The sequence below is a fragment of the Paraburkholderia lebeckiae genome, assembly GCF_014201005.1.
GTDB lineage: Bacteria > Pseudomonadota > Gammaproteobacteria > Burkholderiales > Burkholderiaceae > Paraburkholderia > Paraburkholderia tuberum.
Map to the genome: position 1 here is coordinate 320,399 of NZ_JACHDK010000009.1, position 18,605 is coordinate 339,003.

General features: G+C 64.3%; 16 protein-coding genes and 1 pseudogene. 7 read left to right on the plus strand and 10 right to left on the minus strand.

Annotated features, from left to right (window positions below; translation table 11 throughout):
* Positions 1–84 precede the first annotated feature (84 nt).
* Complete coding sequence (locus HDG39_RS19940; RefSeq protein ID WP_184007916.1) at positions 85–2,181, plus strand: FUSC family protein; 2,097 nt, start codon at positions 85–87, stop codon at positions 2,179–2,181.
* A gap of 6 nt (positions 2,182–2,187) precedes the next feature.
* Here HDG39_RS19940 and HDG39_RS19945 read toward each other — a convergent pair whose 3' ends face one another.
* Positions 2,188–2,505, minus strand: coding sequence for a GIY-YIG nuclease family protein (locus tag HDG39_RS19945; RefSeq protein WP_184007918.1), 318 nt, complete (start codon positions 2,503–2,505; stop codon positions 2,188–2,190).
* A gap of 10 nt (positions 2,506–2,515) precedes the next feature.
* Complete coding sequence (locus HDG39_RS19950) at positions 2,516–3,685, minus strand: GNAT family N-acetyltransferase (protein WP_184007920.1); 1,170 nt, start codon at positions 3,683–3,685, stop codon at positions 2,516–2,518.
* 150 nt (positions 3,686–3,835) lie between these two features.
* Between HDG39_RS19950 and HDG39_RS19955 the strand changes: the two genes are divergently transcribed.
* Both HDG39_RS19955 and glnK read left to right on the plus strand, forming a co-directional pair.
* Entirely contained in the window at positions 3,836–5,548 is a 1,713-nt protein-coding gene (locus tag HDG39_RS19955; protein WP_184007922.1) for an NAD+ synthase, read from the plus strand.
* A 102-nt stretch (positions 5,549–5,650) separates the two neighbouring features.
* On the plus strand, positions 5,651–5,989 hold the full coding sequence (gene glnK / locus HDG39_RS19960) for a P-II family nitrogen regulator (protein ID WP_013088783.1): 339 nt from the start codon (positions 5,651–5,653) through the stop codon (positions 5,987–5,989).
* Positions 5,990–6,172: 183 nt separating this feature from the next.
* Here the strand turns inward: glnK and HDG39_RS19965 are convergent, their stop codons facing one another.
* The 5 genes from HDG39_RS19965 to HDG39_RS19985 all read right to left on the minus strand — a co-directional run bounded on the left by HDG39_RS19965 (position 6,173) and on the right by HDG39_RS19985 (position 11,212).
* Positions 6,173–7,330, minus strand: coding sequence for a porin (locus HDG39_RS19965; protein WP_184007924.1), 1,158 nt, complete (start codon positions 7,328–7,330; stop codon positions 6,173–6,175).
* Positions 7,331–7,944: 614 nt separating this feature from the next.
* Positions 7,945–8,724: an ABC transporter ATP-binding protein gene (locus HDG39_RS19970; RefSeq protein WP_018419773.1), complete on the minus strand. Its 780-nt coding sequence runs from the start codon at positions 8,722–8,724 to the stop codon at positions 7,945–7,947.
* 39 nt (positions 8,725–8,763) lie between these two features.
* Entirely contained in the window at positions 8,764–9,477 is a 714-nt protein-coding gene (locus HDG39_RS19975; protein ID WP_018419774.1) for an ABC transporter permease, read from the minus strand.
* Positions 9,474–10,163 (minus strand): ABC transporter permease, encoded by a 690-nt coding sequence (locus HDG39_RS19980; RefSeq protein WP_184007926.1) that lies wholly within the window; start codon positions 10,161–10,163, stop codon positions 9,474–9,476. Before HDG39_RS19980 ends, HDG39_RS19975 begins: the two co-directional genes overlap by 4 nt.
* Before the next feature lie 272 nt (positions 10,164–10,435).
* Positions 10,436–11,212 carry an ABC transporter substrate-binding protein gene (locus HDG39_RS19985; RefSeq protein ID WP_184007928.1) on the minus strand — a complete coding sequence of 259 codons (777 nt, stop codon included), beginning with the start codon at positions 11,210–11,212 and terminating at the stop codon, positions 10,436–10,438.
* A 616-nt stretch (positions 11,213–11,828) separates the two neighbouring features.
* Here HDG39_RS19985 and HDG39_RS19990 point away from each other — a divergent pair.
* Complete coding sequence (locus HDG39_RS19990) at positions 11,829–12,539, plus strand: pirin family protein (RefSeq protein ID WP_184007930.1); 711 nt, start codon at positions 11,829–11,831, stop codon at positions 12,537–12,539.
* Between the two features lie 139 nt (positions 12,540–12,678).
* On the opposite strand, the gene HDG39_RS19995 is transcribed toward HDG39_RS19990, so the two are convergent.
* The gene (locus tag HDG39_RS19995; RefSeq protein ID WP_184007932.1) at positions 12,679–13,212 is read right to left on the minus strand and encodes a periplasmic heavy metal sensor; all 534 of its coding nucleotides are present in this window, start codon (positions 13,210–13,212) and stop codon (positions 12,679–12,681) included.
* A 218-nt stretch (positions 13,213–13,430) separates the two neighbouring features.
* Here HDG39_RS19995 and HDG39_RS20000 point away from each other — a divergent pair, with 218 nt between their 5' ends.
* Positions 13,431–14,156, plus strand: coding sequence for a response regulator (locus tag HDG39_RS20000; RefSeq protein ID WP_018419780.1), 726 nt, complete (start codon positions 13,431–13,433; stop codon positions 14,154–14,156).
* Entirely contained in the window at positions 14,140–15,456 is a 1,317-nt protein-coding gene (locus tag HDG39_RS20005) for an ATP-binding protein (RefSeq protein ID WP_184007934.1), read from the plus strand. The genes HDG39_RS20000 and HDG39_RS20005 overlap by 17 nt, the downstream gene beginning before the upstream one ends.
* Before the next feature lie 59 nt (positions 15,457–15,515).
* Here HDG39_RS20005 and HDG39_RS20010 read toward each other — a convergent pair whose 3' ends face one another.
* Together HDG39_RS20010 and HDG39_RS20015 are read right to left on the minus strand one after the other, a co-directional pair.
* A complete protein-coding gene (locus tag HDG39_RS20010; protein WP_018419782.1) occupies positions 15,516–15,782 on the minus strand; it encodes a hypothetical protein in 267 nt (88 codons plus the stop codon).
* Positions 15,783–15,952: 170 nt separating this feature from the next.
* Positions 15,953–17,644 carry a sensor domain-containing diguanylate cyclase gene (locus HDG39_RS20015; protein WP_184007936.1) on the minus strand — a complete coding sequence of 564 codons (1,692 nt, stop codon included), beginning with the start codon at positions 17,642–17,644 and terminating at the stop codon, positions 15,953–15,955.
* Positions 17,645–18,422: 778 nt separating this feature from the next.
* On the opposite strand from HDG39_RS20015, the pseudogene HDG39_RS20020 reads away from it, so the two are divergent.
* Positions 18,423–18,605: pseudogene (locus HDG39_RS20020) on the plus strand (sulfonate ABC transporter permease); the annotation flags it as partial.

Sequence of the window (18,605 nt, forward strand, 5' to 3'; positions counted from 1 at the left end):
CATTCGTCGCACGCCCTTTGCGCGCGCGAACTCACTTCGGCACCCCCGCGCGTTTCCATAAATTTAACCAAACCCACTGTCCGGATGATGAACCGCAGCAAGTCCCACTCGACATCGCCGCGCTGGTCGACCCGGCTGCATTCGGTCGTCACCGCGATCTATCGCAAGCGGCCGGTCTGGATGGTGTCGTTCGCGGCGAGCGAGGCGAATCTGTCGGAGGGCTTGCGAGCAGCGTGCGCGTCGACGGCGATGCTCGCGCTCGGCAACCTGCTGGACGATCCAGTGTTCGCGTGGGCGGCGATCGGCGCGTTCTGGACCTGCCTCGCCGATGCCGCCGGCTCGAACCGCGCGCGCTTCATGTCGATGATGAGCTTCGCGCTGCTGTCGACGCTGTGCGGCGGCATCGCCGCATTCGCGTCCGCCGCGGGCACCACGTTCGCCGCGCTCGCGGTGCTCGCGCTCACGACGCTCGGCGCGTTCGGCCGCATCTGGGGCGCGGCCACGTCGCAGGTGACGATCCTCGCGGCGACCGCCTGCGTCGTGATGGTCGATCGGCCGATGCACGACGCGCGTACCGGTGTTGCGTTTCTCGGCGTCTATCTGGTCGGCTGTCTGTTCGCGATCGTGCTGAGCTTGACGGTGTGGCGCATTCATCCATTCGGCGCGAGCCGCGCGTCGTTGCGCGCGGTGTATCTGCGCCTCGCCGATGTCGCGTTCGATAGCGCGCGGCTTGTCGGCGGACGTGCCGCGCCGCGCGAATGGGCCACGCATGCCGCGCGGTTTCGCGCCGACGCGCGCGCGTCGCTCGAACGGTCGCGCGATGCGCTCGCGAGCGTGCCCGCATCGAAAGCGGGCGGAGCGGCTGTCTACGACACGTTGCTCGGCCTGCTGACCGACGGCGAAGCGCTGTTCGCGTATCTGATCGCAGTGTCGGGCGCGGGCGCGAAAGTGCCCGACGATCCGCGCCGCACGCAACGCGCGGTGCGTTCGCTCAATGCGATCGGCGAAGTGCTCAGCGACATCGGCAGCGCGACCGGCGACGCGCGCTGGGAACGTCTCGCGGACCAGCAGGGGCGTCTGCGGCGTCTCGCGCATCGGCTCGAAAGCGCGTTGCTCGAACCGGTGAAGCTGCAATCCGGTTTCGAGCTCGTCGATTTTGCGCCGCGTGAGGTGCACGTCGAGCCGTGGAGCGCGTGCGTCGCGCGTTATACGGCGCGCGCGTGGTCGACGCTGAAGGCCAACCTGTCGTGGCAGTCGGTCGGCTTGCGCCATGCGGCGCGTGTCGGCGCGACGACGACGGCGGGCTTCGTCGTGATTCGCGCGCTCGGTCTGCCGTTCGGCTATTGGGCCACGATGGCCACGCTGCTGATCCTGCAGCCGTCGATCGCCGCGACCTGGCCGCGCAGCATCGAACGCGCGACGGGCAGTATCGTCGGCGGCGTGCTCGCGGCGGCGATCGGCTATGCGATTCATTCGCCGCTCGGCATCTCGCTCGCGGTGTTCCCGCTGGTGATGGCGACGATGGCGCTGCGCCCCGTCAGTTACAGCCTGTTCGTGCTGTTCCTGACGCCGACCTTCGTGCTGGTCGCCGACTTCGCGACGCCGGGCGCCAACCAGTTGACGTTCGCGCTGACGCGGCTCGGCAACAACGTGCTCGGTTGCGTGCTCGCGCTGCTCGCGACGTTCCTTCTATGGCCGACGCGCGAGAAGCTCGATGTGCGCGTCTATCTCGGCGACGCGGTGCGCGCGAATCTCGCGTATCTGCGCGCGTCGCTCGAAACGCCTCGACACGGCGGCAAGGAGATCGAGCAATTGCGCCGCGCTGCGGGCCTCACCAGCAACAACGCGGAAGAAGCGATTGGCCGCGCGCGGCTCGAAAAGCTCGAGGACTCGATGGCCGATACGGTCACGCTGACGGTGCTGAGCCTGCTGCGACGGATGGCCGGCACCGCGACGCAATTGCGCCTCACCGCGAACCGTCGCGACCTGCATAGCGAACTCGACGAATGGGTCGAGGCGACGAGCGCGGCGATCGAGGCCGCGCTGAATCGCACGTTACGGCCGGTGCGGCTCGAGTTACCCGCTCGCGAGCAGTTGACGTCGCTGGAAGCAGATGTGGTGGGCGAGCTGGCGCGGGTGCATCGGCTGCTGACGGAGAGGATGCGGGAGGCGAGGGGATAGCTCGACTCAGCAGTCGGAACGTTCGCCGTCTTCCGCGACGTCATTCACCGCTGCCACCGGCAACACCGACTGCAGCGTGAACATCCCGGCCGCCAACGCCCGTTTATCGGCCGCCGTGAGCCGCTTGACCCAATACTCGGCGCTCGACGCACTCGACCGGTCCGCCAGCTCGAACGACGCCAGCACCCGCACCGGCTTGCGCGAGCGCGTATAACGCGCGCCCGTGCCGCTCAGATGTTTGTCGAAGCGAGCAGCGACATCGGTCGCGATGCCGGTATAGACGCTGCCGTCCGAGCATTCGAGCAGATAGAGAAACCACGCCATAACCGCGCTGCTAGCCTTTGAATGGATTGTGTTCGCGCAGCTCGTCCACGTACGCGTGGATGCTGTTTTTTTCGTTATCGAGGAAATGGCCGACCGCATCGGCGAACGCCGGGTGCGCGAGCCAATGCGTCGAGCGCGTGACCGTGGGCAGAAAGCCGCGCGCCATCTTGTGCTCGCCCTGCGCGCCGCCTTCGAATGCGCCGAGCTTTTCTTCGATGCAGAATTCGAGCGGCTGATAGTACGCGGTTTCGAAGTGCAGGCACGGCACGTGTTCGAGCGCGCCCCAGTAGCGGCCATACAAGGTGCCGCCGGTTTTCTCGTCGCGCTGATAGACGACGAGCGAGCTCGCGATCGGCTTGCCTTCATATTCGGCGATCACGAGCAGCAGATTCTCCGGCATCGACGCGCCGATCATCCGGAAGAAATCGAGGTTCAGATACGGACTCGAAAAATGCTCGCGATAGGTTTGCCGATAGCACTTGCTGAAGAAGCGCCAATCGGCATCCTCGATGTCTGCGCCGCGGATCCTTCGCATCGTGATGCCGGCCTCGTGCACCTTGCGCCGTTCGGCGCGGATGTTCTTGCGCTTCTTCTGTTCGAGCGTCGACAGAAAGTCTTCGAAGTCGCGATAGCCGTCGTTGAGCCAGTGAAACTGCACGCCTTCGCGTTGCATCATGCCGATATCGGTGAGCGCGTCCGCTTCGCTCTGAGTCGGAAACAGCACATGCAGCGACGACACCTCGGCCTGCTCGGCGAACGCCATCAACGTGGCCGCGAGATGGCGCAACGCATGCTCGTTCGCCGACAGCAGCCGGTTGCCCTGTACCGGCGTGAAGGGCACCGCGCACAGCAGCTTCGGGTAATAGGGCAGGCCGTTGCGCTTGTACGCGTCGGCCCAGGCCCAGTCGAACACGTACTCGCCGTACGAGTGTCCTTTCAGATAGACGGGCGCCGCCGCCGCGAGCATGCCTGTGCGCGCGTCGGTCAGCGTGACGAATTGCGGCGCCCAACCGGTGTCGGGAATCGCGCATTGCGTCGCGTTGAGCGCGCTCAGAAACTCGTGCCGCAAAAACGGCGTGGGCTGCGGCTGCGCGGCGAGGAGGGCGTTCCACTCGGCGGCGTCCACCTCGGAGGGCGATGCCAGAATGCCCGTGCGATAATCGATACGTTGCTGGTTCAATCTGAGTGACTGTTTGCAATGACCGGCGCGGCGCCGTGAAACTGAAGCTGCCACGTCGTTCGTTGAGTTCGTTTATCCGGTTTGTTCAATCCCGTCGAGCCATCGAGCCGCGGTACCGCGAGCCGTGAAGGCTTGCCTGTCGATCCTGCCATGAAGACCCGAATCGCTCTTGCTCAAATCAATGTCACCGTCGGCGACTTCGCCGGCAACGTCGCGAAGATCGTCGCCGCCGCGCGCGCCGCGCACAGCGATGGTGCGAAGCTGCTGGTCGCGCCTGAACTCGCGCTGTCGGGTTATCCGCCCGAAGACCTGCTGCTGCGCCCCGCGTTCTACACCGCGAGCGCGGCCGCGTTGGCCGATCTCGCCGCACAGTTGAAGCCGTTCACCGGTCTGCATGTGATCGTCGGCCATCCGCTGCGCGACGGGTCGGACAACCTTGCGCACCATCCGGCGAACGGCCATGGTAATGCAAACGCGCCGATCGAGCGCGGCGTGCCGCCAGTCGATACGTTCAATGCGGCATCGCTGATCGTCGACGGCGAAGTGAAGGGCACCTATCGCAAGCAGGATCTGCCGAACACCGAAGTGTTCGACGAGAAACGCTACTTCGCCTCCGACCCGCAGCCGTTCGTGTTCGAACTCGACGGCGTCAAGTACGGTGTCGTGATCTGCGAGGACGCGTGGCATGCGTCGGCCGCGCAGATGGCAAAGGCCGCGGGAGCGCAGGTGCTGCTGATTCCGAACGGCTCGCCGTACCACCTGAACAAGGAAGCGGTGCGCTTCGACATCCTGCGCGCGCGCATTCGCGAGACCGGTATTCCGATGGTCTACGTGAACATGGTCGGCGGCCAGGACGAACTCGTGTTCGATGGCGGTTCGTTCGTGCTCGACGCGCGGGGCGAACTCGTCGCGAAGCTCGCGCAGTTCGAGGAAGCCACGGCGATCGTCGAGTTCGACACTGGCACGCCGCTGCCGGCCGCGATCGCGCCGGAGCAGTCGATCGAAGCGCAGGTCTACGCGGCGCTCGTCATGGGTGTGCGCGACTACATCGGCAAGAACGGTTTTCCTGGTGCTTTGATCGGTCTGTCGGGCGGCGTCGATTCGGCGCTCGTGCTGGCCGTTGCATGCGATGCGCTCGGCGCCGACAAGGTACGCGCGGTGATGATGCCGTCGCGCTACACGGCCGATATCTCGACCAGCGACGCCGCCGAGATGGCGCGCCGCGTCGGCGTGCGTTACGACGAGATCGCGATCGCGCCGATGTTCGATGCGTTCCGCGGCTCGCTCGCCGAGGAGTTCGCGGGCCGCGCCGAGGACGCGACCGAAGAGAACATTCAGGCGCGCATTCGCGGCACGCTGCTAATGGCGCTGTCGAACAAGTTCGGCTCGATCGTGCTGACCACCGGCAACAAGAGCGAGATGGCGGTCGGCTATTGCACGCTGTACGGCGACATGGCCGGCGGCTTCGCGGTGATCAAGGACATCGCGAAGACGCTCGTGTACCGGCTGTGCCGCTATCGCAACGCGGCCACCACGTTTGCGACGCGCGAGGTGATTCCCGAGCGGATTCTGACGCGCGCGCCGTCCGCTGAGCTGCGCGAGAACCAGACCGACCAGGACAGCCTGCCCGAATACGAAGTGCTCGACGCGATCATGCGCATGTATATGGAGGAGGACCGTTCGCTCGCGGAGATCATCGCGGCGGGTTATCAGGTCGACGACGTGAAGCGCGTCACGCGCCTGATCAAGATCAACGAGTACAAGCGCCGTCAGGCGCCGATCGGCATTCGCGTCACGCATCGCGCGTTCGGCCGCGACTGGCGTTATCCGATCACGTCGCGCTACACCGAACCGGTGGAGTGAAAGACGACATCCGCGCGCGGATGCCGCAATGCATCCGGCGCGGCGTAGAATAAAAATCATTCTTTCCCTTTCCACTCTTCCCATCAAGAGACGAGGTTCGCCATGAAGCGCATCACCGCAGTCATCAAACCGTTCAAACTCGACGAAGTGCGCGAGGCGCTCGCGGAAGTCGGCCTCACCGGCCTGACCGTTACCGAGGTCAAGGGGTTCGGCCGCCAGAAGGGGCATACCGAGCTCTACCGTGGTGCGGAATACGTGGTCGACTTTCTGCCGAAAGTGAAGATCGAAGTCGTGGTCGCGGACAGCCAGTGCGATCAGGTCATCGACGCGATCATCGGCGCGGCGCGTACCGGCAAGATCGGCGACGGCAAGATCTTCGTCGCGGACGTCGAGCGCGTGATCCGAATCCGTACCGGCGAAGAGAACGAAGCAGCGGTATAAGCCGACGCAATCACGCACCGTCCCGGTGCGCGCAACGGCAAAAACCGTGCGCCGAATAAAAAACGGTGCAATACCCTTGCGGATATCGCACCGATACGCGCCTCTCGCAGCAGCGTGAAAAAGATTCTCTTGAAGAAACCTGTACTACACCCCGAGGGATGGCCCTCGGGGCGCACCGTTCGATTAGAACGAGTGCTGGATACCTGCGTACACGCCGCTTTGCTGGCGGCCTTGCAGCGGGTTGTCCGTCGCAGCGGCGAAGCCCGCATTGTTCGCGTTCAGACCGAAGTTAGCATTACGGCTGTTGCGCACCGTCGCGGCCTGCAGGTCGAGCAGCGTGCGCTTCGACAGGTTGTACGAACCGCCAACCGTGTAGATCGTCGCATTGCCCGCGCCGTTGTTGCCGTTCACGTGGTAGACCGCCGCGATCAGCGCTGCAGCCGGCGTTGCCTGCCATGTCACACCGCCCCATTCGTGATCGAGTGTGGTCGGCTGACCGGGCAGAACGCCCGTTGCGCCTGCCGAACGGACTGCCTGGTATGCAGCCTGAATCTTGAACTGGCCGAGGAACACGTTCAGCAGAGCCGAGTACTCGCGCGATGCCGCGAACACGCCGTTGCTCGTGTTATTTGTATTGATGCCGTTGTTGGCAACCGGGCCACCCCACAACCCACCGGTCGCCGGGTTGCGGATTTCGTCGTACAGACCGCGGATCTGGAACAGCGAGCTGGTGTAGGTGATCTGCGCGCCAGCTTCGCGACCTTGCGGCGTCGAGCCGTTACCGTTCCAGCTCGTCGCGTTCGACAGCGCGTACTGACCGTAGAAGTCAAAGCCTGCGATCTTCGGCGACTGGTACGCGAAGTTGTTGCTCGACTGCGGCCAGTTGCGGCCACGCACCAGCGATGCCGACGACCAGTTCGACTGACCGAACGGGTCGAAGTCCCACACGCCGTTCGAGATGAAGAGCATGCGGCCCATCGTGAACGTACCGTACTGGTTGTTCGAAATACCGACCGTTGCCCAGCGATTGAAGAGACCGCCGCCGCCAGGACCTGCGCCCGTCATCGTGTTGAACGAGCCTTCCAACTGGAACAGGATCTTGTTGCCGGCGCCGATGTCCTCGACACCCTTCATGCCCCACAGGCTGGTGCCCCAGTCGCCGCTTTCCGCCTTGAAGCGGTTCGAGCTGGTGTTGGCCGCGCCGTTGGCGTTAGCGCCGGTCGGGACGCCCGACATGTACTCGAGACCTGCATCCAAACGGCCATACAGCGTGACGCTACTCTGAGCGTGTGCAACAACGCCGGCCGACATCAGCGCGGCGACGAGCAAAGCTTTCTTCATCTTCTCCTCCATACCCTGTCAAAAAAGAAACCCAGTACTGCGAGTGGTGTTCGGACGCGATAAGCACCGAACAGAAAGCGGTACCAGGGAGAGTGGCGGGTGGATAGGGATTCTCCTGTCATGACATGTAGCGTCGAGCTATCTTTGCATCATGCCGATCCCACGCCGACCGGTTCTCCTCTGTGTTTTGAAGTGAAACTACTTTTAATCAACTTTGTTTTGCTACTTTGGTTACCAATTTATCAAAAATAACTTTAACTGGAAGAAGAAATTAGTACCGTCCGCAAGGGGTGTCGCCAAATTGCAATACGAATGTGGGCCGGCACCCGAAGCAGTTCCTCGGAAAAAGGCGCAAAGCCTTGTTCGGCAAGGGAATCGCGGACTGGAAGGGGGCGTATTAAGGATTGCCACTATTGACGAGTCAAAAGTGACAGGGTAGGGCGAAAACTCGGCCTGAATGGCCCGTTTTTTGGGATTTTCGGCGCTTTTTCGTTGTTCGAATGGCCGGGCGGAGGGACATGGTAGAAAACGAAAAAGGCGCTCGTAAGCGCCTTGTAAAACTACATTGACTACATTTTCGATGCGGTTCGCATCATAAGTCGCGGGTAATTTTATTACTTGAGACTGCCCGACAGGAATTGCTTCAGACGTTCGCTCTTCGTGTTCCTGAACACTTCGTCGGGATGGCCTTCTTCCTCGACGCGGCCCTGGTGCAGAAACATCACGTGGTTCGACACGTTGCGCGCGAAGCCCATTTCGTGAGTGACGACGATCATCGTGCGGCCTTCCTCGGCGAGCTTCTGCATTACCTTCAGCACTTCGCCGACGAGCTCCGGGTCGAGCGCGGAGGTCGGCTCGTCGAACAGCATCACGTCGGGGTGCATCGCCAGCGCCCGCGCGATCGCGACACGCTGCTGCTGGCCGCCCGACAGATGCGACGGATACTGCTTCTCGAGACGCGGCGCGAGACCGACCTTCTCCAGATATTCGCGCGCGCGATCCTCGGCTTCCTTGCGTTTCAGACCGAGCACATGCACCGGCGCCTCGATGATGTTCTCGAGCACGTTCATGTGCGACCACAGATTGAAGTGCTGGAACACCATCGAAAGCTTGGTGCGCACGCGCTGCAACTGCTTCGGGTCCGACACGCGCAACGCGCCGTTCCTGGCGGTCTGCGTGCGCACTTCCTCGCCGTCAACGAAAATGCGCCCCGCGTTCGGCTGTTCGAGAAAGTTGATGCAGCGGAGCATCGTGCTCTTGCCCGAGCCGGACGAACCGATCACGCTGATCACGTCGCCGGCATTGGCTTTCAGCGACACGCCCTTGAGGACTTCGTTGTCGCCGTACTTTTTGTGAAGCTCGTCGACGAAGAGCTTCTGCTTCTTGGAGTTCATCAGGATCCTTAACGAGCTTGCTTGTCCAGGGACGCGCAGTTACTTGCCTTGCGGCCGCAGGTAAGCGAGCCAGCGACGCTCGGCGCGGCGGAACAGCCACACGAGCGCGAAAGAAATACACAGATACAGCAGCGCGGCGATGCCGAACGCATTGAACGACTGGTACGTCGCGGAGTTCACGTCGCGCGCGATCTTCAGGATGTCCGGCACCGTGGCCGTGAACGCGACGGTGGTCGCGTGCAGCATCAGGATCACTTCGTTGCTGTAGTAGGGCAGTGCGCGGCGCAGCGCCGACGGCAGAATCACGCGCCGGTACAGCGTGAACGACGACATGCCGTACGCGCGCGCCGCTTCGATCTCGCCGTAGGGCGTCGCCTTGATCGCGCCCGCGAAGATTTCGGTCGTGTACGCGCAGGTATTCAGCGTGAACGCGAGCAGCGTGCAGTGCATGCCGTCGCGGAAGAACGCGTTGGTGAGCTCGTTGTTGCGGATGATCTCGAGGCTGTAGAGACCCGTGTAGCACAGCAGCAGCTGCACGTAGAGCGGCGTGCCACGGAAGATATACGTATAGAGCCACACGAGGCCCGCGAGCCATTTCTTCTTCGACACGCGCGCGACCGCGAGCGGCACCGACAGACAGAAGCCCAGGCCGATCGACACGACCAGCAGCCACAACGTGATCGCGACGCCGGTGAAGCGATAGCCGTCGGTGAACAGATAGTTGCGCCAGTATTGCTGAATGATCTCGATCATAGATCCGCCTTTCGCACGCCGGTCGAGTAACGCTTTTCGAGGTACATCAGCACGAAGTTCGACACTGTGGTGATGACGAGATAGATCGCCCCCGCGAGCAGGGTAAAGAAGAAGAACCGCAAGGTACCCTTGCCGGCGTCCTGCGAGGCCTTGACGACGTCGGCGAGACCGATGATCGACACGAGCGCCGTCGCCTTGACCATCACCTGCCAGTTATTGCCGATGCCGGGCAGCGCGAAGCGCATCATTTGCGGGAACATCACGCGCGAGAACACCTGCCAGCTCGTCATGCCGTAGGCGGCGCCCGCTTCGAGCTGGCCGCGCGGCACCGCGATAAACGCGCCGCGGAACGTCTCGGTGAAGTACGCGCCGTAGATGAAGCCGAGCACCGCGACGCCGGCCACGAACGGGTCGATGTCGATCTGCTCCCAGCCTAACGCGTCGGTCAGGTTGTTCAGCCAGATCTGGATGCTATAGAACAGCAGCAGCATCAGCACGAGATCGGGCACGCCGCGCACGAGCGTCGTATACACGGTGCCGATGCCGTTCGACAGGCGGTTCTTCGACAATTTCGCCGCCGCGCCGAGCAGGCCGAGCACGAACGCGAGCGCGAGCGAGAACACCGCCAGCTTGACGGTTTGCCAGGTGCCGCTGAGAAGCAGCGGGCCGTAGCCTTGAAGGAACATAGGTAGTCCACGACGATGCGCTACGCGCACCGCGAAAGACGCGGTCCGCGTGGCGCCGCGTCGGGGACGAGCGCCTGGCTCGCCGTGATCCGCGGCGCACAGCGTGCCGCTGTGCAAATCATGCTGCAGAAACGTTGGTGCTCCTGCAGCGCGCTTGTGGGACTTTCGTCTCGGATTGTTTTGAATCTACTGCCTGGTGTCGCCACCTTCGTTGCCGCTTTCACTGCCACCGGCACGAGCCGGCTTACCACGCAGTATCCTGCCCGTTTCGCTCAACGGCCAGGATAAATGTCGAAATCGAAGTACTGCTTTTCGAGCTTCTTGAACGTGCCGTCCTGATGAACCTCGGCGAGCGCCTGATTGAACTTCGCCTTCAGCTCGGCATCGCCCTTGCGCAGGCCGATCGCGGTGCCTTCGCCGATCGTCTGCGGATCCTTCACTTCCGGGCCGGCCCAGGAGAACCCTTTGCCGCGCGGCGTCTTCAGAAAGCCGGCGTCGGCCTGCACTTCGTCCTGGAGCGCGGCGTCGAGGCGCCCCGACGCGAGATCCGCATACACCTGGTCCTGATTCTGGTACGACACGACGAGCACGCCCTTCGGCTCCCACGAGGCCTTCGCGTACTGTTCCTGCGTCGAACCCTGCTCGACGCCGACGTGCTTGCCTTTCAGCGATTCAGGGGTGGGCAGAAGCGGCGAACCGGTTTTCGCAATCATGCGGGCCGGCGCGTCGAACATCTTGTCGGAGAAGTCGATCTGCTCGCGGCGCTTGTCGGTGACGCTCAGCGAGGAAATGATCGCGTCGAACTTGCGAGCTTTCAGCGCCGGGATGATGCCATCGAGATCCTGCGTGACCCACACGCACTTCACGTTCATCTTCGCGCACAGCGCGCGGGTCAGATCGGCATCGAAACCGACGATGTCGCCATTAGGCGCCTTCGATTCGAACGGCGGATAACTGGCGTCGACCCCGATGCGCACCGTTTTCCATTCTTTCGCCATTGCGCCGGTGGCCATGACTTCCAGAGCCACGCACAGTGCGAACTTCTTCATGTTTCTCCTGAATCAAACTGATCGTCGTGATGACACGACTCGACGAGCGCCGGCCGAGGGCGGACGGTCGCTATTCTAGGCGGTCAAAATTGCCGTGCCGCAGGGATTGTCGCCGCACTCTGGTCGTCCTTGCGCGGGCGGTTCGTCCGACGTGGCGCGCCCGTCCGGCGCGTTCGGTGCTTATCGGGCGCGGCTCGCACGGTTTGGTGCCGAGTCGAAGCCGTCGCGCACCGATTGCGGCCCGCCCGCCGAGGCTTGCCGGCGCGGCCTGCACGTCCCGCGGGACGTCCACGCGGCTTGAAAAGCGCGGTATTTTACCCGAAGAGTGGCAAGCTGCCAGCGCAGCGCGGCATCGAGCGGCAAGACGCCGTGCAACGCGTTGTGCGTGCGCGACGCCGGCGCGGTTTTGCGGGCGCCGGGCATCCGGGCGTCGGGCATCCGGGCGCCGGCATCCGGACGCCGGGCTGTCCGCGCAATAGGCTCGCCGGTCGCGCCGCCCGCGCGATTGCATGCAGCGATGGAACGCTGCGGTGCGGTCGCGCACGATTGTTATGGGGGGGCGCAACCCCTACATTCTCAACATCGCTCTGATTGACTACTTACCGGGAGACTTTCCATGATCGAGATTCGCCGCTCCGCAGAACGCGGTCACGCCAACCACGGCTGGCTCGACTCGTATCACAGCTTCTCGTTTGCCGATTACCGCGACCCCGAGCACATGCACTTCGGGCCGCTGCGCGTGATCAACGAAGACCGCATCGCCGGCGGTCAGGGTTTCGGCGCGCACGGGCATCGCGACATGGAGATCGTCACGTATGTGCTCGAAGGCGCGCTCGCGCATCGCGACAGCATGGGCAATGGCTCGACGATCCGTCCCGGCGACGTGCAGCGCATGAGCGCGGGCACCGGTGTGCAGCATAGCGAGTTCAACGCGTCGCGCGACGAACTCGCGCACTTGCTGCAGATCTGGATCATCCCGCGCCGCGCGGGCGACCAGCCCGGCTACGAGGAAAAGCGCTTCGACGCCGACAGCAAGCGCGGCCGCCTGCGCGTGATCGCGTCGCCCGACGGCCGCGACGGCTCGGTGACGATCCACGCGGACGCGTCGATCTACGCGGGACTGTTCGACGGCGCCGAACACGCGACGTTCGCGCTGCCGGCGGGGCGCCTCGCCTATCTGCACGTCGCGCGCGGCACGCTGAGCGTGAACGGCACGGTGCTCGAGGCGGGCGATGCCGCGAAGCTCAGCGACGTCGACACGGTGACGCTGGAAAAGGGCGACGACGCGGAAGTGCTGCTGTTCGATCTGGGTCAGTTGAACGGCTGATTCAAGCAGTTGATTCGCGCGGGCCGCCGATCGGGCAGCGAGCAACGCCAAACAGCAACGCCACGGAAAACATCTTCCGTGGCGTTTTTCTATTAGCGAGGCGCCCTCCCTGGCCCGCCTCCCGGATGCAACGCGCCGCTTATTGATTGGCGGCCGGCGCCGACGCCGCGCCCCTGTGATGCTCCCAGCGCTCGCGCATCTTCTCGTGACGCTGCTCCATCCTCGCGAAGCGCTGCTTCAGCGCCGTGCTGACGGTGGTCTTCTGCTGGTCGTTCAGGCCGTTATAGAACTTCAGCCACGCGTCGGTGGTTTGCTGACGCAGTTGCGCGTCCTTCTGCTCGATCTGCTGATGCGTCGCGGCCATAGCGTTCAGGTCCAGAATCGGCTGTTGCTGTGCGGCCTTGAACTGATCTTGAACCTGCTTGTGGTTGGCGCGCATCGCTTCGTGGTTCTGCTTCATCGTATCGAGCGCGTTTTGCCACAGCTTTTCCTGATCCGCGTTCAGCTTCAGCTGGTCGTGGAGTTGGGTCAGTTCCTTCATGAAATGGCCATGCCAGCCGCCGGGCCCGCCGTGCGCCTGCTCGGCGGGTTGGGCGGCGTAAGCGGCGCCCGCGCCGATGGCGAGAGCGGTGGCAGCAACGGCGAGAACGCGCGACATCTTTTTGGTGGACATATGAGGCTCCTTGTAATGGAATAGCCGACGAAGCAACCGGTCTTTGGACTGCCTGCACTCGGTAAGGCACAGGGTAGAGAACCGCGTGCGCCGCCGTGTTACGCGCCCGGACGCCGCTATTACCAGCAATTACGTGTGGCTTTCACCGTAACACCCGGTAACCCTTCAGACCGTTTGGAAAACGAAATCCCTTTTGGCTGCGCGTTAAACTTCATTCCATGGCTACTCAAATCCTGGTCGTCGACGACGACGTCGAACTGCGCGATCTGTTGCGCGACTATCTCGCCCGTCAGGGCATCGAAGTTTCGGTGCTGCACGACGCGGGCTCGCTCGAACGGCGCCTCGAGCGCGAGCGCCCCGACCTCATCGTGCTGGACCTGATGATGCCCGGCGTGGACGGCCTCACCGCGCTGCGCAAGCTGCGCGCGTCGGGCGACGATATCCCCGTCATCATGCTGACCGCGCGTGCGGACGACGTCGATCGTATCGTCGGTCTCGAACTCGGCGCGGACGATTACCTCGGCAAACCGTTCAATCCGCGCGAACTGCTCGCGCGCGTGCAGGCGGTGCTGCGGCGGCGCCGCACGCTGCCGTCGGCGGCCGCGCCCGAGCAGCGCGAGCCGTTCAGCTTCGGCCGCTTCACGCTGGATTTCCAGTCGCGTACGCTGCATCTCGAAGACAAGCCGCTCACGCTGTCGGGCAGCGAGTTCGCGCTGCTGAAGATTTTCGTCAATCACCCCATGCGCACGCTCACGCGCGAGCGCCTGCTGGAACTGCTGCACGGTCCCGAGTACGACGGCACCGACCGCGGCATCGACGTGCAGGTGTGGCGCCTGCGTCGCATTCTCGAAACCGATCCATCCACGCCGCGCTTCATCCAGACCGTGCGCGGCCGTGGTTACGTGTTCGTGCCGGACGGCGAGCAGCATGCGTCGGCCCATTGATTCGCTGTTCGGGCGGCTTGCGCTGCTCGTCGTCGCGGTGCTGTTGCTGTCGCATTTCGCGTGGTATGCGCTGATGCGACTCGAACGTTCGCAACTGCAAACGCGCTACGCCGTCGAGGAAGCGACCTTCCTCGTCGACGCGGTGCGTCAGCACGTCGCCCGCACACCGGATCAACCGCTGCCGTCGCGTGTGAAGCTGGTCGATCCGGCGAGCCCGGACGTGCCGGCGGCCAGCGCTAACATGCCGCCGCCGCTCGTGCGTTTCGTCGAGGACGTGCGCGACCGCATGCCGGCCGACACCCAGGTGCGCGTCGGTCCGCCCGGCGCTCCGCCCACGCTATGGGTGCGCGCCGCGACCGATCAGAACTGGATCGTCGTGCCGGTGCAGCCGCTGCGCATGCCGCGCTCGCTCGACCGCACGGTCTTGTGGCTCGTCATCATTTTCTCGTTTGCGGTGATGGCGGCGCTGTTCGCCGCGTGGGCGCTGCAGCGGCCGCTGCGCTTGCTCGCGCAGGCGGTGGCGCGCTTCGGTCGCGGGCTGCCGGTACCGCCGGTGCCCGAGCGCGGGCCGCGCGAGTTGCGGCAACTCACCCACGGCTTCAATCAAATGGTGCAGGAAGTCGCGCGTACCGAGAACGATCGCGCGGTGATGCTTGCCGGTGTCGCGCATGACCTGAAGACGCCGCTCGCGCGTCTGCGGCTGCGCGCCGAAATGATGGACGACGCGAAGATGCGCGACGGCGTCGTGCGCGACGTCGATTCGATGACGCATATCGTCGAGCAGTTCCTGCTGTTCGCGCACGACGGCGCGGACCGCAGCGAACCCGTGGAAGTGGATGCGCAGTGCGAGCGTGTCGTGCGCAGCTATCGGGCGGTGGCTGCCAGTGCGCCGACCGTGCGCACGGAACTGAACGCCGGGCCGTCATTTCTGCTGCCGGCGGCCACGCTCGACCGGATTCTATCGAATCTGATCGACAACGCGCATGCGTATGGCGCGCCGCCGGTGGTCGTCGCGACCGCGCGCACACCGCAGGGCTTTACGCTATCAATTAGCGACAACGGCACGGGCATCGCCGCCCAGGACCTGATCAGCGCGAGCCGGCCGTTCGTGCGGCTCGATCCGGCGCGCGGCGGCAACGGCCATAGCGGGCTGGGCCTTGCGATCGTCGAGCGGCTCGTGCGGCGCGCGGGCGGTGAATGGGAAATCGGCAATCATGGCGGCCGCGGATTGCGGGTGTTGATGAGTTTTCCGTTCGACGTGTTGCCGCGGGTCGCGACCGCCTCGGAAATCGCCTGGTAGAAGCAGGGGTGTTGGAGTCGCGATGCGCGCGGGACGTCGGCATCGCGAGCGGCGAGAGCTCAGTCCGAAAACAGCGTATTCAACGCGTTCGCCGTTTCGCTATCGACGGTATTCCACGTCACCGATTCCGCCTCGAAAATATAGTGCGTCGTATATTTGCCGAGGCGCGCGAGTATTTCCTCCTGAATCAGTTCCGGCGCGACCTCCAGTTTCAGATACCACGCGGTCGACGACAGACGCGTCTGGAACGCGCCGTATTCGGCGAGCAGATGGTCGAATGCATCAGCGTCGTGATCGCGACAGACGATCACCAGATTTCCCTTCATGCGAATCTCCCGTTAGTGCGGTAGTGACAATCCGATATCAGGATTGATGATACCGGCTTCGTTGCGGGAGGCTCGGCGTCGTTTTCAGCGCAGGTAGGGTGTCAGCGTGGTTGGCTGAGCGGAGAGGGCGATACCGTCGCGCGCTGAATCTTTCGGCGAGCGCCAGGCATTCACCAGGCATTCACCGCCGTGCGCGTAGGCGGCGCCGTATCGTCGGGCCGCAGTGCTTCGGTGCGGTCGCGCCCGCCGGTCTTCGCCGCGTACAGCGCAGTATCGGCGCGGCTCATGAGGCGCTCGGGCAGATCGTCGGGCGACAGTTCGGTGATGCCGATGCTCACGCTCAGCCCCGCCGAGGCCGGCAGCTTCGGCGAGGGCACCGCTTTCAACCGCAGCCGCAGACGTTCGACGACCTCGCGCCCGCCCGTCAGATCGGTGGCCGGCAGCAGCAGGCCGAACTCTTCGCCGCCGAGCCGGCCGACCGCGTCGGAGCCACGCAGCTCGGCGCGACACGTATCGACGAAATGTTCGAGCGCGCGGTCGCCGGCGGCGTGGCCGAAGCGGTCGTTGATCTGCTTGAAGTGGTCGAGATCGGCGATCGCCATGCACAGCGGCTCGCGCCCCGCGTGCGCGCGATCGATCTCGTGGCGTAGCAGGTCGAGGAAATAGCGCCGCGACAGAGCGCCGGTCAACGCATCGTGCCGCGCCTCCGCCGACAGCAGCGTATTGGCCGACTGCAACTGCTCGGCGAGATCGCGTGTCGCGCGATGGTGGCGCCGCTCGCGCACGTAGGACACGGTGATCACCCACGCGAGCGCGACGGTGCCGGCCAGCGTCAAGAACACCAGCAGGTGGTCGCGCTTGTGGTTGCGCAGCAGCTCCGGCCACGCGGCGAGCGGATCGACCAGGTGCGCGGAGAGCCCCGAGTTCAGGCCGCCGCGGTTCTGATAAAGAGCCGGGGCCGGCCGTTCGATCATGCCGAACAGCTGCGCGGCGACCGACGCCGGCACCCACGGCGCCTGCTCACGCACTTGCGTGTCTTCGCGGATCAGCATGTCGGGGAACGTCTCCCGGCGGTAGACGATGCGCCGCTCGGCGGGGCTCATCAGCGTGACGCGCGAGTTCGGCAACGCGTGGCCTTCGAGCGCGCTGTTGTGCGCCATGATGATGACGCCGTTGTCGTCGGACACGAAGGTGCCCGCGTGCGCGACCCAGTGGCGCAGCCGCGCGATGCCGACCTTCGCGACCACCGCGCCGACCAGCAGCCCGTCCGCGTACACCGGCGCGGCGATGAAGATGCCCGGCTCGCCGCTCGCGCGACCCACGCCGTAGGCTTCGGAGAATGCACCGAGCAGCGCGTTGGTCAGATAGCCGCGCGCGCGCATGTCCACGCCGACGAACGATTGCTGCGCGCCCTCGGGGTTTGACATCGTGCCGCTCGACGCGACGCAAATCCCGTTCGCGTTGACGATCCAGACCTGATCGAGCCCGGAGAAGCCCTGCGCTTCGTGCAGGAACCTGCTGACCGCGGCCATCTTCGGATCCTTGAGCAAGGCGGCCCGCAAGGCGGGTTCCGCCGCCTCGCCGTTCACGGCATAATTCTGCGATTGCACCAGGGCACGCTGGACCACGTCCATTTCGGCCATGGTTGCGGGGATGGCGCGGGACATCGCGAGATCGCTGGCAATCACTTCAGCCATGTTGTCGACGATCGACGTGGACATTTGCCGCTGCGTGCGCAACGCCGCGTCCAGCTCTTGCTGTACCATCCGGTCCGCGACCATGCCAGCCACGAACCAGCAGACGAGTACGATCAGCACGAAGCTGACCGGCCCGGCTACCTGGCGCAAGGTTGTCCTGTTCATCGACCCTCTGATCCGTCTGGCTGTGACATGCAACTTGCTCGTTCGTGGGCAGCGCGCTCTCAACGCTGTGTCGTTATCTGCATCAGCTGCGGTTTCGTCCCGTCGCGAGCGAGGCGCGCTGCGCCGTCGCCATGTCCGGGATGAACCGCTGGATAAACAGGTACGTCGTTTCCCGATTTTAACCGTCGCGGAGCACGATGCCACCGTTATTGCTGGGATGCCGCCTGCATATGCCGCGCCGATCAGGTTCTTAACGGCAGTCGCGCCGCTTTCTTGATAGCTGTGCGGGCCAATGGAGCGATCGAGCGACGACGGCCGGGGCGACGCGCCGATGTGGCTTGTGCGCCACGCCGCGAGACGGCCTCGCCACCTGTCACCCTGAAGTACGCGGCAGCAGGGTGCGGCGCGGCGACGCGTGCCGGGGCTTGCTGAAGCCTTACGCCACGGCCTCGCGGCGCCGCCTCGCAATTTGCGGCCAAAAGGTTGTGCCTGAAACATAGGATGGTGTAGTGTCGTGCCGTCCAAAACGAGGAAAGCCCGCCAGCCCTCGGGCGGCGCCTGCGGCGACAGGAGTTCGGCGTGATGGTTGTGGTCGTGGGCGACGCGTTCACGAACCTGTCCGTTGCCGGCCCATGTGTCTCCAACGCTAACGATTTACCACGCACGCGCGTTTTGCCATGCCTGATTTCCGCTTTCCGGACCGACCCATAGACCGCCGCGGAGCAGCCGCGGCCTCCTTCGAGCGTTCGAATGCCTGTTTGAAGAGGGAGGGCATCTGATGGATTTCAGCTTCGACCTGAAGCGCACCGCCAATGCATCGGCATGGCGCGTGTTGCCCAACCGCTGGGACTTCGTCGCGTTCCCGTTGATCATCTGCCTGATCGCGATGGCGTCGATCGGCTTTCACGAGACGCTCGCGCCGATGTCGACGCTCAACACGCAGGCGATCTCGCTCGATCCG